Source organism: Bacillus cereus group sp. BfR-BA-01309 (assembly GCF_022664315.1).
Taxonomy (GTDB): Bacteria; Bacillota; Bacilli; order Bacillales; family Bacillaceae_G; genus Bacillus_A; species Bacillus_A mobilis.
Genome location: NZ_JAKUHE010000008.1, coordinates 1 through 15,013 on the forward strand (window position 1 = coordinate 1; position 15,013 = coordinate 15,013).

Below are 15,013 nucleotides of genomic sequence, written 5' to 3' on the forward strand. Positions count from 1 at the left end.
TGTTTATATTTCGTTCTTTCATACCATTAGAAGCTACAAACAGCTCTTTTAAACCAACATCCACACCAATCGACTCATCGGTTAGTTCTTGGGATTCAAAGTCTTCTTGGAATCCTACACTCATCCACCAGTGACGACCGTCAAATGTAACTCTTGGATTGGATGGTTTTTTGTTTCTTGGTAGTTGTTGGCTTGTTTTCACTTCACCAATGGACTGAATATCAACTACTTTCTTTCCTATAATCAGTCTTTCATAATTGGCATAAAATCCTTGGATTACATCTTTTTTGGATTTATAAGAAGTGTGAGAACCATTTTTATACTTTTTGAACGAATATTTTCTCGCCGTATCAAAATCTTTTGAAGCCTGTTTGGGAACTTGTGCATTAATGTCTTTTAACCACTCATATCTCTTTCGCTTCTTGATCTTTGTAAATCGTTTCTGTAAAGCTAACTGTGAAACAGATTTTCCAAATAGCTTATAGTATCGATCACTCATTCTTTTACAATAGTTATAAGCAAATCTTGCAGCACCAGCATGGTTTCTAAGCACTTTTTCTTGTTCAGGCGTTGGAATTAGTCTGACTTTCTTCGCCAATATCATCAGAATGTAACTCCTTTAATGAAAGATTTGTTCTTCTGAATCGTAGCGTGTTCCACCGGCATTCTCCTTAGACTACTCGGATGCAAACCTGTTAATTCTGATACTTGACTAACTCGTGAAAATTTCATTATTATTCTCACCTCATCGAACCAAACGTAGCACGTACGTTCGATATTTTCAATGAAGTTTGATAGATTCAATAAAATTTATCTTGTTCAACTAAGGGCGCAATTCCTTAGCCAGTTCTCTTATGAACTTCTCATGTTTTCACATGAGCGCAGACTATATGTTTATCTACTTAAAGATAGAGGATTTTTCCACCACCATAGGCTTGTGGTGTACTCTCGTCAGTTATACGAGATAGTCGTTGAACGTTCATCTTATCCATTTTGATTTAGATGATTCGAGGCGGAAGACCCATTGTTCTAGTGTTTAGGATTTAACCTTGCACCATCTGATTGATTTTTTCTGCTTTCGCAACATTCACGCTCGCCATTTCTAGCCACGTTGTAGTTCAATCAGCTTTAGGGATTGCCCGCAGTTAACCCTCACTTACTAGCCAATCACTTGACTAGCAGGGCTTACTGATATATTTAATTAACTTTCGTTATAATTGGTTAAATACATCGTAACAGTTAGTTACCCTCCATAACTTTAATTGTACCATCAGTAAGGAAAATTTTGTGAAATGTTAGGTGGATATGATATTTGTATTCTTTAAAAGTGCACCGATATATGATGCAAATAAATCATGTGCAAGCATAAATATTAGGATACAGTAAAAATATTATGTCAACAATGTGAACTATCACAAATTTTTATATGTTATTGTGATTGATGTCACATCCTTTTTTCAAAATGGGTACTATGCTTGATTTGTAAGGAATGATTGGGAGAGGGTGGGATGATCATGTTTTGTTATCAATGTGAACAAACGCCAACAGGCGGATGTAAAGTAATAGGTGTTTGCGGTAAAAATGAAACAATTGCAAGTTTACAAGATACGATTGTGTTTGGATTAAAAGGAATTGCTGCTTATCGTACGCATGCTGCTCAGCTAGGATATACGGATGCATTTGTAGATGCTACGACGCAAGAAGCACTGTATATGACATTAACCAATTCTAACTTTAACGAACAAGAACATATTGATATGGCTATGAAAGTTGGGAAATCGGCTTTACGAGTAATGGAGTTGCTAGATGAGGCACATACGAATCACTTTGGTGTTCCAGAGCCTGTTCAAATTACACAAAACTATGTGGAAGGTAAGGCAATTGTAGTTACTGGTCATAATTTATTTGCATTAGAAGAGTTATTAAAACAAACAGAAGGAAAAGAAATTAATATTTACACGCATTCTGAAATGTTACCAGCACACGGTTATCCACAGCTGAAAAAATATAAGCATTTAAAAGGAAACATTGGTAAGGCATGGTATGATCAACGACGTCTTTTTGAAAAATTTACAGGTGCCATATTAGCGACAACGAATTGTGTTATGCCAATTAAAGGGTCATACTCTGATCGATTCTTTTCATATGATATTGCAGGCTTAGAAGGTGTACAAAAAATTGAAAATGATAATTTTGCACCGTTGATTCAAAAAGCGTTAGAACTTCCAGAAGTACATATGGAGTCGGATGAACAGTTAGTAACAGGGTTCCATCATAATACAGTATTATCATTAGCTCCAGAAATTATTGAGGCAGTAAAAGAAGGAAAGATTAAGCGTTTCTTTGTCATCGCAGGTTGTGACGCCCCGGGAAAAGGCGGAGAATATTATCGTGAATTAGCAACGTCACTTCCACCAGAAACAGTTATTTTAACGACTTCTTGCGGGAAATTCCGCTTTAATGATGTGGATTACGGTGTTGTACCTGGTACAGAGATTCCACGTTACATTGATTTAGGGCAATGCAATAATTCAATTTCTACAGTAAAAATAGCAGTAGCTTTAGCGGATGCTTTTCAATGCGAAGTGAACGAATTGCCAGTTAGTATTGTACTATCATGGTTTGAACAAAAAGCTGTTGCGATTTTACTTGGGCTATTTAGTCTTGGTATTCAAGATATTCGCATCGGTCCAAAGGCACCTGAATTTATTTCGGCTGGTGTGCTTGATGTATTACAAGAAACATTCGGTTTGAAATTGATTACAACTGCAGCAGAAGATATGGAAATGATGTTATCGTAACAGAAAAGATGTTTTTATTTAATTGTGGCTTTATAAATCATTTGTATGTGCGTGAATAAACGTACATACAAATGATTTATTTTATTAATAAAGAGAATCTGCTATATCTATAAATTTCATGATTTTATAAAATTTTTAAAGTATCCACCACATGCTCATCAACCTTTTAGTATGAAGTAGCCCTTGAATATATTGTTTTTTATTTACAGATATAAAAATGATTCATTTGTCTTGTTGATAATGCATAAACATTATTATAAAATGTTTAGGTATTATCAAACTTAACTCATTTTTGTTTGGTTTTTTAAGGTGGATAATGTTAAGGGAATGATGGATATATCATCTGCAAGAAGAATGAAACCAATACGGAGAAGATGATTTCGTTAAAAAGTTCAAAAAATATGTGTTATCAGCTCTTGAAGAAAAATGGTTAGAAAAGTTACAAGCATATGGAAAATAGGGGTATACAAAAAATCCTAAAGGGGGACGGGATTATGGAACAAAGAAAGTATTCAGTAACACCTCAAGATCGAATGAATTATGTATTAGGTCTTTATTCTGCAGATCAACAAATTAATGCAGTTCTTTATTTTCCTGTAGGTATATCAAAGGAAATCCTTGAAGAATCAGTAGGGATAACGTTACAATTGCAGCCAGTTTTGAATAGTCGGTTTGTAGAAAATGATATTCCTTACTGGGAGGAACATTCATCTGACACTAACTCATCTGTTTGCTTTTTTGCAGAAGGAAATAATCAAGAAATTGAAATAATGGCGATAGATTTTATTAAGGGACCTGGTGATCGTATTCATGGGCCTATGGTTCAAACAAAATTATTACGGGGCACTACAACAGAAATGTTAGTTGTGAAATTATCTCATCTATGTTCAGATGGTGCAGGAGTCAAGGAATATATTAAATTACTTGGAACAATATATACTCACCTTTCATTGGGACGATCTAAGAATCAAATTATAAAGGAATTCAGTGAGGGAAATGAGAGGTGTCGAGATCAATCACATGTATTCAAATATGCTGGAGTATCGGACATAAAAAGTGCGTATCGTCCTAACAAAGAACAACAGGCATCGTTATGGTCTTTTCCATCTCAACCTAACAAAAATAAATTCCCCCAGATATCCGTAAGGCGGTTGAGCCATGAGCAAACTTTACGTCTAACCCAATGGACAAAAGAACAACAGGCTACCTTGAATGATGTAATCATGACTGCATACTTCCGAGCTTTATCACATTTCACTGTGTATGCAGAACCTCGCACCGCAGAAAAAATGATTGGTTTGACAATTGATTTACGTAGATATCTGCCTAATTATACAACTGGTGCTATTTGCAACTTATCTGGTATGGAAATGCCAGTGATTAAAATGGAAGACGATGAAACATTTAATCAGACTCTTGTTCGAGTTAAACAATCAATGGATAAAATAAAGTCTCAAAATCCAGGTCTTTCTTCAGCAGCAGGAATGGAGCTACTGGCAGAAATGAAGCTATCTACAGTGAAGGAAATGTATAATCAGCAATACGAACAGGCTGTACAAATGGGGATGGCGTTGCCGTTACTGACAAATTTCGGGGTGATTGCTGATGAACCTATTCAGTTTGATGAAATTCAAGCTAAGGACGGGTATATGACATCACCTATTATGTATGCACCATTCTTTTCAATGGGAGCAAGCTCTTATAATGAAAGACTTACATTTACGATTGGTTATCACGCGCCGGATACATCAAAAGAAAAGGTAGAAGAATTTTTAGATAGTGTTGTGAATCAACTACCATAAATAAAAGAGGATACAGCGTAAAAATGTCTAATGTGGATGGTATTTTAGTGGCTCGTCTCATGTACGGCTAATCTTTGATCGCACCTATTTTTATGTTTTATATTTATAGAAAAGCGTAGTGAGAAACAAAATGTATCGGTATAAAAGCACTAAAAAAGAGCTGATTTAAACTACACTTTGAATCCGCTCTTTTTATTATTTTTTTGAAATGTTGCATACATATTACTCATAATAGGAGTAATATGTATGCTCATCAATCCAAGATTTTAATATATCCTCAAAACCAAAATTTTATATCTCTATAGTTGTGAAATGAGAGGGAATTCCCAAACGGTTATGTAATAGGTGCGGTTGTATTTGGTTAGGGGAAAGCGGATTTTTAATTTTTTCGAAAATCGAGTTGACATTTACAACTACTCAGTCATACAATGTAGTTGTAATAGGTAATACTGAGTAGTGTTGATTCTCAAAATATTTTCAGTAAACGATAGGGAATAGCGGATTTTAGAAAAAATTTGAAAATCAGTTGACATCTATCACTACTTAGTCATACAATGTAGTTGTAATAAGTAATACTGAATAGTGTGATTTCACTCAAAGACTGTTCAGTAAAAATTCGCCTTAGTACTCTGTGATACTGAATATAAGTCAGACAGAATAGGGGGTAAAGGAGGATCAGGACATGGAAAATTTAACTGAAATGCTGAAAGGTTCACTGGAAGGGTGTGTACTGGAAATCATTAGCCGTCGTGAAACGTATGGCTATGAGATTACCCGCCACCTGAATGATCTTGGGTTTACCGAAGTCGTGGAAGGGACAGTTTATACTATCCTCGTACGATTAGAAAAGAAAAAGCTTGTGAATATTGAAAAGAAACCATCAGATATGGGACCGCCACGTAAGTTTTATTCATTAAATGAGGATGGCCGTCAGGAGCTTGAATTGTTTTGGAAAAAATGGGATTTTGTATCTTCAAAAATTAACGTCTTGAAGTCAAACTAGCCTCATAATATAAAATGTTTCGGCACATAATTGGAGAGTTTCTTGTACTGCTTTATAAAAAAGGAGGAAAATAAGATGTTGGAAATGTTTAAAAAATTAATTGGTGATAAAAAAGAGTACAAAATGATGATGGCACGTGTTGGAGCACTGCCAGAGGACTATCAGTTTGTGTTTAAGAAAATTCAAAACTACATGTGGAATTTCTCAGCAGGTAATGGGATGGATATGCTGCATATACAGTATGAATTAATCGATTTGTTTGAAGCCGGTGCAGCGGAAGGCAGACAAGTGCTTGATATTACTGGAGAGGACGTAGCATCCTTTGCGGATGAACTTGTGGCAAACGCGAAAACGTATGTCTCCAAGTATCGTGAAGATTTGAATGAAAGCATTATGAAGAAATTGAGAAAAAAATAAGTGGAATAAGTCATACCGACTGATTAGCTGGTTACCAACGTGAACTGCCGCCATCGCTATTCAGTTCTATTTTTAAACCACTACTAAGTAATACAGATTATCAGTGATACTAAATAGAGGGTATAGGTAATTAATTTTATAAGGGGGAAAAAGTATGAGTAATGCAGCGATTTCTGTAAAAGGGATAAAAAAATCTTTTAAAGACAAAGAAGTCTTAAAGGGAGTGGATTTTGATGTGCAGCGTGGCGAAATTTTCGCGCTGCTAGGGTCAAATGGAGCGGGAAAGACGACAACGGTCAATATCCTTTCGACACTAATGAAACAAGATGATGGTGAAGCAAGTATTTGCGGGTTTGATATTCAGCACCAACCAGATCATGTTCGGAAAAGTATCAGTTTGACAGGGCAGTTCGCAGCTTTAGACGGCATGCTTACTGGGAGGGAAAACTTGATAATGATTGCCAAGTTACGTGGTGTTTCTAGTCCCACCCAAGTTGCTGACAATCTACTTGCAAGATTTAGCCTGACAGATGCGGCCAACCAAAGAGCAGATCAGTATTCAGGCGGGATGAAGCGCCGACTTGATATCGCGATGAGTTTGATTGGGGCGCCAGCAGTTATTTTTCTAGACGAACCAACGACTGGACTTGATCCGGAAGCGCGGATTGAAGTGTGGAATACAGTCAAGGAACTTGCCGGCAGCGGCACAACGATTTTGCTCACGACTCAGTACTTGGAAGAAGCAGAACAGCTAGCTGATCGTATCGCAATTTTGCATAGCGGAAAAATTATTACGACAGGTACTCTTACTGAACTGAAAGAGAGGTTCCCGCCAGCAAAAGTGGAGTATATCGAGAAGCAGCCGACATTGGAAGAAATTTTCCTTGCGATTATCGGTAAAAAGGGGGAGATGTAAATGAAAAACAAAACAGGGGTATTACTAGGGCGCTTAATGCGCAATATTATGCGTAGTCCAGATACAATTATTACTGTAGCGATTACACCGATTATGATGATGCTATTGTTTGTTTACGTATTTGGCGGGGCTATAAAGACAGGAACGGATAACTACGTCAATTATTTATTGCCGGGAATTTTGCTAATGGCCATCGCATCCGGTGTGGCTTACACTTCTGTACGATTATTTACAGATATAAAGAGTGGGCTAATGGCACGATTCATTACGATGCCTATTAAGCGCTCATCGATATTATGGGCTCACGTTTTAACATCTCTTGTTGCTAATATGCTTACTATCGTGGTGGTTATGCTTGTTGCGCTCTTAATGGGCTTTCGTTCTAGTGCTAATATGCTAGATTGGCTTGCAGTAGCTGGAATACTGGGGATGTTTACGTTAGCGCTAACATGGCTAGCTATCATTCCAGGGCTGACAGCGAAGTCTATGGAAGGGGCGACAGCATACTCGTACCCACTCGTTTTTCTTCCATTTATTAGTTCGGCCTTCGTCCCTACCGAAACGATGCCAAAAATTATTCGTGCGTTTGCAGAGAATCAGCCTGTAACTTTAATTGTGAATGCGATTCGTGCCCTTTTATATAACGGTACTGTTGGCAACGATATATGGATTGCACTCATTTGGTGCGTAGGCATCATGATCATCTCTTACTTTTTCGCTAGTAAAGCATTTAAACGTCAGTTAGGGTAAGTGAATGTAGTCATTCGAAATTATATATATTTTTGAAAAAGCACGGAAGATTTTCCGTGCTTTTATTAGTTGTTACGCACTCATGGTAGAAAATATGGACAACTGGTAACGAATTAAACTCAATATTTTTAGTTTAACGGATTATCGCTCAAGGGCAGTATAAGGATAGTCGCTCTTGTAAATCGTTTAATACTTCTTCAGGCATTTCCCTGATTGTAATATCCTTCCCTAGGAAAAGCAGCCAATTTGCTATCTCTGTCAGTTCATCGGAATTATTCACATCGATAAATGTTTTTAAAATGGCTGTAGATTGGTAAGGATTTGTGTAAGATATTGAAACTTTGAAAGGATGGTATTTTTTGTACTGGGCAATCGCCTTCGGTCCTAATTCAAGTACGAGATTGATTATTTCTTCCTTCCTACTTAGTTTTTCTAAAATCTTTTTCTTACTTAACCTTTTTTTCGTTGTGTACGGTTCAATATTGATGAGGTCATCGACAGGAAAAATCAGCTTCTTTTCTTCTTTTAAGTCAAACCCTTCAATAATCCAATGGCTTTTTTCTTGATAAAGGTGTAATAGATAAATTGGATAAGACTTGATTTCTACTTCTTTGACAGTAATCAATAAATGTCTATCGGAAAGAAGGATTTGGATGAGTTTTTCTAACATAGGGTGGGGTAGGTCAGAAAGCTCCAGTAAATCGGGATTATGAGGGTTAGTCCCTTCAAAAAGCAAAAGTTGATTTAAAAGAACGAGGTCATCTTGCTGGGTTTCTGAGATGAGTCCTAGTAGCTTTTCGGCTAAAGATTGACGACTTTTTAAATAGGGAAGTTGTTGGTTTCTCGTGGCCATAAAGGCAATAAAAAGAGCTTTGACTTCGTTATCAGTAAAGCGAACAACGGGCAGGATAGAATTATGCATGACAAAATATCCACCAGTTCTTCCAACTTCAGCGACAAGTGGCATGCCCATAGCTTCAATTTCTCTAATGTCTCGAATAGCTGTCGATCGTGATATGTTAAATTCTCGTATGATTTCAGTAATTGTAAAGTGAGAGCGATTGTTGATATACCGCATAATTGTATTAATCCGTTCAACTTTTTTCATTGGAGTCTCCTAAACAGTATCATTTTTTGACATGATTTAAAGTTATTATAAACTCATCAGATGAAAAGATAAATCGTTTGATTCATTTTAAAAAAAGGAAGGTATTAAATATGAAAAATTATACGATAGAAGAAAAAGATAGCTTTATTGTGTTAGGTATTGGAACTGAAATTAAGAGTGACTATACAGACTTTGCTGGAATCAATAAAGAAAAGGAAGACTTTTGGTCAGCTGTTAAAGAAGATGGAAGGTTGGATACTTTAAAATCTCTAGCTACAAACGAATACATTTTTTCTGTGAGCGAAGCAGTGAATAACAAGATGATGTATTATGCTGGTGTTATGACAGAGGCACAAATAGAAGAAGAATCTAGAGTGATCCAGTTTCCGAAGGGAGAATACTTAGTAGTAAAAGGGGAAGACAAAACGGCTGAAGAGCTAAGTAATAAGCTTACTGGCATGGCCTTCGGTCAAGCTTTACGAGAAGCAACAGATTTTGCTTATGTTGGTGGGCCAAATACAACAGTTGAGATGGGGCAAAGAGACGGCTTAGTATTTGGTGAAATGTGGATTCCGGTTGTTAGGAAGTAAAGTGATAAAAGGTACGAATATGGAAAGTAGTGGCTAACAATCTTGAATTGTTAGCCTTTTTGACATGAATATAATATTCATATACTGCTACACATTATGTTCTGATAAAATGGAATGAAAGGAAATTAATGTAAGGTGGTGGCAGGTTGAATAAAAGACGGATATTTGAGCTATTCATAGTAGTGTTTGTTTTTCTATTCCTTCATGTAAGCACGTATACCAATGAAAAATTCAACGATAAATTGGGGTCTTTTACTTTCGTTGTTCTATTTCTTATCGTTTATATCAACGCTATATTTATAGAACGGTATTTTGATGATATTCAGAAGTGGGTTCGAAATATCATAATTTGTTTTGCTTTGTTAGTAGTTGCGGCAGTATCACTATGGATAGGTTATTTTTAAATCCCTCTCATAAACAGAAAATACTTTTTATGAGAGGGGTTTATTCAATTTAAGGCTATTAAAAATGGAATAAAAGCAATGCAAGTTCTCACTTATCTAGAATAAGTGAGAAGATGATGTTTTATTTGTTCAATAAAATACTGATGGTGTATATTATCGTTCGATACTCGACTTGCCATAATAGCGCCCTCCATTGAAGATGCAAGAAAAGAAGCGAGCGATCTAATGTCTATATCTTCTTTAAGTTCATGTTTTTCTATTCCTTCTTTTATGAGAGAAGCCATTAACATTACTGTATCATCATAACCTTTTGCTGCTGCTGTTTGTAATTCTGGGAATACTCCAGTACTTTCAATTGCGCTATTAAGCAATGGACAGCCTCCAGCAATAGGAGGATTATTAGCTGCATCTTGATATACAAGGAAAATGGCAAGAATTTTATCGATTGCTGTCTTTTTATTTTCCATTGCTTTATGAAAATGACTCCACATAATCTCACCACTTTTGTCGTAGGCAGCAAGGACAATTTCTTCTTTATTTTTGAATCTACGATAAATAGACCCTTTAGGTAGTTCAGTAGCTGTCATTATATCCTGGATGGATGTGCGAGTTATCCCATTAGTATTAAATAAATATAAAGATGTTTCAATAATTTTTTCCTTTACCGTATCAACTTTAGTCATGCTTTGTAGTCCTCCTCATAAAAACGAGCTTAATATTCCAGGGAATGTTTATCCTCTATTTTTTTGTAAGTATAAATAAGTGTGAAGCAAAAATATATTATCAATCCCTATCTTATGGAAACCTCAAACAATACAGTTTGAACAGAGGTTAATCTAATTGTATTATTTATATTTTTTAAATGAATTTTCTGTCAAAAATAACATGATCAATTGTTTAATTTAGTCATGTTAGACAACTAATTTTACCTAAAATCGTAGAAGATGTAAAAATATATAGTTAATTTTAGTGCATAGACATATGAGTATTATATATAATCTTTATCAATATGTTTAGCTAAAGTGTTTGGACTACTCCACTTTCACTTCTTATATAATATTACCTCTCGCAGTTCTTGTGGGTAAAAGCCTGATCACTTCATTCTATAAAAGAAATAATTAATGAGTATTGGAATTTGATTGTAAATAAGAAACTGAGTTATAAATATATTTGCTTTTTTCTATTTTGTTAATCATTTGTAAAAAGGGTTTAAAAAACTAGAAACTTATAGTATCATTAGACTCCGGACCGGACCGTTCGGTCTGTTAACTTATAAGAATATATTTGGAAGGAGAACTTTATGCAGAAAGAAAAATCAAAGATTGTAGGTAGTTTAATTAGGGGGATATTAAAGTGAACTTTATAAACAAGAATAAAAAAGAACTTATTATGCTAGTAATTTTAACACTGTTCTTACCATTTCAAATTGGTTTGTTCATATTATTTGGCATATCACTTTTAACTAACAACAATTTAGTTGAATCAGAATTTGCTCTTGGTGCCATCGGTTTTACTGTACCTGCTATTGTTGGAATAATTTTATTTAAGAACGAAATTATTGAGAGTTTTGCATATTTTAAAGAGAAAACAATTTTGAAAATAGTAAGTATTCCTATGGTGGTTTTACTTATGATAATTATTGAGAATTCTATTATGCATTTTCTAGCAACTGATCAGCCAGAGAACCAAGAACAGCTCCTTGAAGCAGGTGCGGAGGTACCTCTTATATTTACATTGCTTGTATTTGGTATTCTGGGTCCAATACTTGAAGAAATTGTGTTTCGTCATATTTTAATAAATCGCTTTTCACATTATATTGGTACTGCTATTGCATCTATCATTTCGATTCTAATCTTTACATTCCTTCATACGAACCAGCTTTCGGATTATGCCATTTATTTACCAGGCGCGGTGATACTTACTATTGCTTATCTGATTTCTAAAAGATCGCTTGCATATGTCATAGCGATACATATGTTAAACAATTGCCTTGGTTTTATACTGTAAGCAATTAGCCTTGCATCTATTACAGAGTTATAAAACTAGAAACAGATATTGATAAATCATTAGACAGCCAACTAATGATTTATGTAATTCCTTGTACGTCGAAAAACCGTACTTCGTGAAGAAAATTTGATACATATGGGGACTGGGCCTTACTTAAAAATCCCAAAGTAATATTAGCTTATCTAAAAGGAAATGATCAAAAGTATGCAGATAAGACATATTATGATAATCAAGAAAGATAACAATAGAGAAAATTGGCAGGAAATAGTGAGAACAGCAGATATTCTTATATATAATGAGAGTCCAACTTAATTTAATAGATATTATAAGAAAACCATTGATTAGCCTTTTTTCAAATCAATGGTTTTTATTTTTGAAATAAATAAATATTTTTTATAAAAAATATTTTTTGACCCCCATAAAACTTTGTATTCCTACGAATATATATTAGTGAAGAAAATTAATAGAAGAAAAATGATGATGAAAGAATATTGAAGTGTTAATAAAATTACTAGATTAAGTGGGCATCCGAAATAAAAGGATGAAATTACCAATGACATAGAGAAGAGTTATTCAAGTATTGCAGATAAAATAGAAAAAGAGCAAGCAAAACAAGCGGAAGAAAATAAGAAAGTACATTAAAATACAGGCTTAACTATAGTGCCGAGAGAAAAGAGCAATCATTAGGAAAACGGTGAAAAAAGTTAGTCTCGAAAAATATAAGTAACAGCAAGAGGACAAACCTCAAGAAAAGTACTAACAAAATGTGGTTGAATGGTCACTTGTTTAGTGACCTTTTTGCTATTTGAAGGAGGCTGGGAGATTACTAGTGTTGAGTTTAGTAATGAAGATCCTAAGAAAACCGAAAATAGAAGATATCGTATGTGATATACAAAACAACGGAGGAGATAAGGAAGCATTTATCGTACAGTATCAGCCTTTTATTAGAAAATCAATATCGTCTGTCTGTCGCCGATATATTACAGAACAGGATGATGAATATAGTATTGGACTGTTTGCGTTTAACGAAGCAATTGAACAGTATTCATATAAAAAAGGGAAATATTTTTTAGCGTTTGCTGATCTTCTTATAAAAAGAGATGTAATTGACTATATACGTAAGGAGTCTAAACATAACTTTGTCTTTTTAAAAGAAGATGAGCAAGAGGAAATGTTAGAAATGCAAGTATCGCTCACGGAGTATATGAAAGAGATGGAAAACAGTAACCGTAAGGAGGAAATTCTTCATTTTCAAAGTGTGCTAGCTGAGTTTAAAATCACATTTTCAGAGCTTGCTAAAGAATCTCCTAAGCATCGTGATACGCGTGAGCACCTAATAGAAATTGTGAAGATTATTATAAAAGAAGAGGAAATGATGGAAGAGCTCTTCCGAAAGAAAAAATTACCCTTAAAAGATATTGAACCACGTGTTAGGGTAAGTCGTAAAACGTTGGAACGACATAGAAAATACATTATTGCAATGTGCATTATTTTTGCAAACAACTATACATATATTCTTGATTACATAAGAGGGGAAAAGCATGATGAATAAAGGAATTGTGATGGATATAAAAAAGCATAACGTAGTTGTTTTAACTCCAAATGGAGAGTTTATTACATTTAAAAGAAAAGCGCATCCATACATGATAGGAGAGGAAATCTCGTTTAACAAACAAGAACAAAGAGTTGCGCGTTTTTCCATACCACCTTTCTTAAAGCCTACAACAGTCATTGTTGCTGGTTTTCTATGCGTATTGCTGTTTTTCTACAATCAACCAGAAGAAAAAGTGTTTGCTTATGTCTCAGTTGATATAAATCCAAGTTTAGAGGCAAGCGTAACGGAGGATCTTCGTGTTATAGATTTACGAGCTTGTAATGATGACGGAAGGCGTATTTTAAAAGAAATGAAAGGATGGGAAAATGAGCATCTGCAAGATGTAATACGTACGATTATAAAGCAGAGTCAAGAGGATAAGTACTTAACAAATGATAAGAAAGTTATGCTAACAGCTGTTGCAAAGGACAAATCGCTAGAACCACAGTTGGAAAAAGCTTTGCAAGAATTAAAGAAAGAGTATGAGATAAAACATATTACAGTTAAATATCAAAGCAGTACGATGCAAATGCGGGAGGATGCCAAGAAAGCAGGAGTTGGAACGGGCGTTTATATAAAACAAGAGAATGAGAAGAAAAAATCGCTTACTCCACCTGTACTGCCGTCTAATCAAGAACAACAAAAGTCATCTTCTGATGCATCATCGGACGCACCTCCTGTAAAAGAAGAAAGCAACGAGAAGAAAGAGTATATAGAACAAAAGCAATATAAGGAACAACAACCGAAGCAGATAAAAGAAAATAACGAGAATCAGCAAGAGAATAACGGAAGAGGCTCACAAGGAAATAATGGGCACCAGCAAGAGAATAACGGAAGAGGCTCGCAAGGAAATAATGGGCACCAGCAAGAGAATAACGGAAGAGGCTCGCAAGGAAATAATGAGCACCAGCAAGAGAACAATGGAAGAGGATCACAAGGGAATAATGGAAATCAGCAAGGGAACAACGGTAGAGGGTCGCAAGGGAATAATGGAAATGGTCAAGGAAACAACGGAAGAGAATCGCAAGGGAATAATGGAAATGGTCAAGGCAACAACGGAAGAGAATCACAAGGGAATAATGGAAGTGGTCAAGGAAACAACGGAAGAGAATCGCAAGGGAATAATGGAAATGGTCAAGGCAACAATGGAAGAGAATCGCAAGGAAATAATGGAAATGGTCAAGGCAACAATGGAAGAGAATCGCAAGGGAATAATGGAAATGGCCAAGGAAACAACGGAAGAGAATCGCAAGGGAATAATGGGCACCAGCAAGGGAGCAACGGCAGAGGGTCTCAGTAAGGAAGGCCCCTACCAGATAATATCGAGTGAAAGAATAATCTATAGAATAGGGAGGATTCCCTCCATCTGAAGAGAGTATTTAATATTTTTTTAAAATGACGGACATAAAATCGTATATCCTTTCGAATTATATATATGGATATCATTAATAGTTATCCCGCTTTAATGGGCAGTAAGACCCCCGCCTCAAAATTCAGCGAAAGCAAAGAAGTTAGGCGGGGGATCAACTGCCCATAAAAGCCCGATTGGTTCAACTAATAATCAGTGGGGGATGAAGAAAACCCCCACTGATTAAAGTTTCACTTTATATAAAAGGGGAGA

Annotated in this window: 15 protein-coding genes and 1 pseudogene; 12 read left to right on the top strand and 4 right to left on the bottom strand. The window is 35.4% G+C overall.

What is annotated here, in order from left to right; translation table 11 throughout:
* Both MR115_RS16010 and MR115_RS29845 read right to left on the bottom strand, forming a co-directional pair.
* The coding region (locus MR115_RS16010; protein ID WP_242241954.1) for an RNA-guided endonuclease InsQ/TnpB family protein at positions 1 to 604 on the bottom strand (604 nt) is incomplete at its 3' end.
* A complete protein-coding gene (locus MR115_RS29845) occupies positions 604 to 732 on the bottom strand; it encodes a hypothetical protein (protein WP_255864000.1) in 129 nt (42 codons plus the stop codon). The genes MR115_RS16010 and MR115_RS29845, both read right to left, overlap by 1 nt.
* Positions 733 to 1,514: 782 nt before the next feature.
* On the opposite strand from MR115_RS29845, the gene hcp reads away from it, so the two are divergent.
* The 6 genes from hcp to MR115_RS16040 all read left to right on the top strand — a co-directional run bounded on the left by hcp (position 1,515) and on the right by MR115_RS16040 (position 7,689).
* Positions 1,515 to 2,801, top strand: coding sequence for a hydroxylamine reductase (gene hcp / locus MR115_RS16015; RefSeq protein WP_242241955.1), 1,287 nt, complete (start codon positions 1,515 to 1,517; stop codon positions 2,799 to 2,801).
* A 494-nt stretch (positions 2,802 to 3,295) separates the two neighbouring features.
* On the top strand, positions 3,296 to 4,603 hold the full coding sequence (locus tag MR115_RS16020) for a condensation domain-containing protein (protein WP_242242145.1): 1,308 nt from the start codon (positions 3,296 to 3,298) through the stop codon (positions 4,601 to 4,603).
* A gap of 682 nt (positions 4,604 to 5,285) precedes the next feature.
* Entirely contained in the window at positions 5,286 to 5,606 is a 321-nt protein-coding gene (locus MR115_RS16025) for a PadR family transcriptional regulator (RefSeq protein WP_000429486.1), read from the top strand.
* 75 nt (positions 5,607 to 5,681) lie between these two features.
* Complete coding sequence (locus MR115_RS16030; RefSeq protein ID WP_000891990.1) at positions 5,682 to 6,023, top strand: DUF1048 domain-containing protein; 342 nt, start codon at positions 5,682 to 5,684, stop codon at positions 6,021 to 6,023.
* 154 nt (positions 6,024 to 6,177) lie between these two features.
* On the top strand, positions 6,178 to 6,939 hold the full coding sequence (locus MR115_RS16035; protein WP_242241956.1) for an ABC transporter ATP-binding protein: 762 nt from the start codon (positions 6,178 to 6,180) through the stop codon (positions 6,937 to 6,939).
* On the top strand, positions 6,940 to 7,689 hold the full coding sequence (locus MR115_RS16040; RefSeq protein WP_242241957.1) for an ABC transporter permease: 750 nt from the start codon (positions 6,940 to 6,942) through the stop codon (positions 7,687 to 7,689). It begins immediately after the preceding gene.
* Between the two features lie 148 nt (positions 7,690 to 7,837).
* On the opposite strand, the gene MR115_RS16045 is transcribed toward MR115_RS16040, so the two are convergent.
* The gene (locus tag MR115_RS16045; protein WP_242241958.1) at positions 7,838 to 8,797 is read right to left on the bottom strand and encodes a helix-turn-helix transcriptional regulator; all 960 of its coding nucleotides are present in this window, start codon (positions 8,795 to 8,797) and stop codon (positions 7,838 to 7,840) included.
* 110 nt (positions 8,798 to 8,907) lie between these two features.
* On the opposite strand from MR115_RS16045, the gene MR115_RS16050 reads away from it, so the two are divergent.
* A complete protein-coding gene (locus tag MR115_RS16050) occupies positions 8,908 to 9,387 on the top strand; it encodes a GyrI-like domain-containing protein (protein WP_242241959.1) in 480 nt (159 codons plus the stop codon).
* 146 nt (positions 9,388 to 9,533) lie between these two features.
* A complete protein-coding gene (locus MR115_RS16055; protein WP_061680277.1) occupies positions 9,534 to 9,791 on the top strand; it encodes a DUF3963 domain-containing protein in 258 nt (85 codons plus the stop codon).
* 92 nt (positions 9,792 to 9,883) lie between these two features.
* Here the strand turns inward: MR115_RS16055 and MR115_RS16060 are convergent, their stop codons facing one another.
* Positions 9,884 to 10,474 (bottom strand): TetR/AcrR family transcriptional regulator, encoded by a 591-nt coding sequence (locus tag MR115_RS16060; RefSeq protein ID WP_242241960.1) that lies wholly within the window; start codon positions 10,472 to 10,474, stop codon positions 9,884 to 9,886.
* 670 nt (positions 10,475 to 11,144) lie between these two features.
* Between MR115_RS16060 and MR115_RS16065 the strand changes: the two genes are divergently transcribed.
* The 4 genes and pseudogenes from MR115_RS16065 to MR115_RS16080 all read left to right on the top strand — a co-directional run bounded on the left by MR115_RS16065 (position 11,145) and on the right by MR115_RS16080 (position 14,692).
* Positions 11,145 to 11,798 (top strand): CPBP family intramembrane glutamic endopeptidase, encoded by a 654-nt coding sequence (locus MR115_RS16065; protein WP_097819461.1) that lies wholly within the window; start codon positions 11,145 to 11,147, stop codon positions 11,796 to 11,798.
* 119 nt (positions 11,799 to 11,917) lie between these two features.
* Positions 11,918 to 12,040: pseudogene (locus MR115_RS16070) on the top strand (glycosyl transferase family 2); the annotation flags it as partial.
* A 587-nt stretch (positions 12,041 to 12,627) separates the two neighbouring features.
* Positions 12,628 to 13,350 carry an RNA polymerase sigma factor SigI gene (sigI, locus tag MR115_RS16075; protein ID WP_242241961.1) on the top strand — a complete coding sequence of 241 codons (723 nt, stop codon included), beginning with the start codon at positions 12,628 to 12,630 and terminating at the stop codon, positions 13,348 to 13,350.
* Positions 13,343 to 14,692 (top strand): anti-sigma factor domain-containing protein, encoded by a 1,350-nt coding sequence (locus MR115_RS16080; protein ID WP_304657933.1) that lies wholly within the window; start codon positions 13,343 to 13,345, stop codon positions 14,690 to 14,692. Before sigI ends, MR115_RS16080 begins: the two co-directional genes overlap by 8 nt.
* Positions 14,693 to 15,013: the final 321 nt, after the last annotated feature.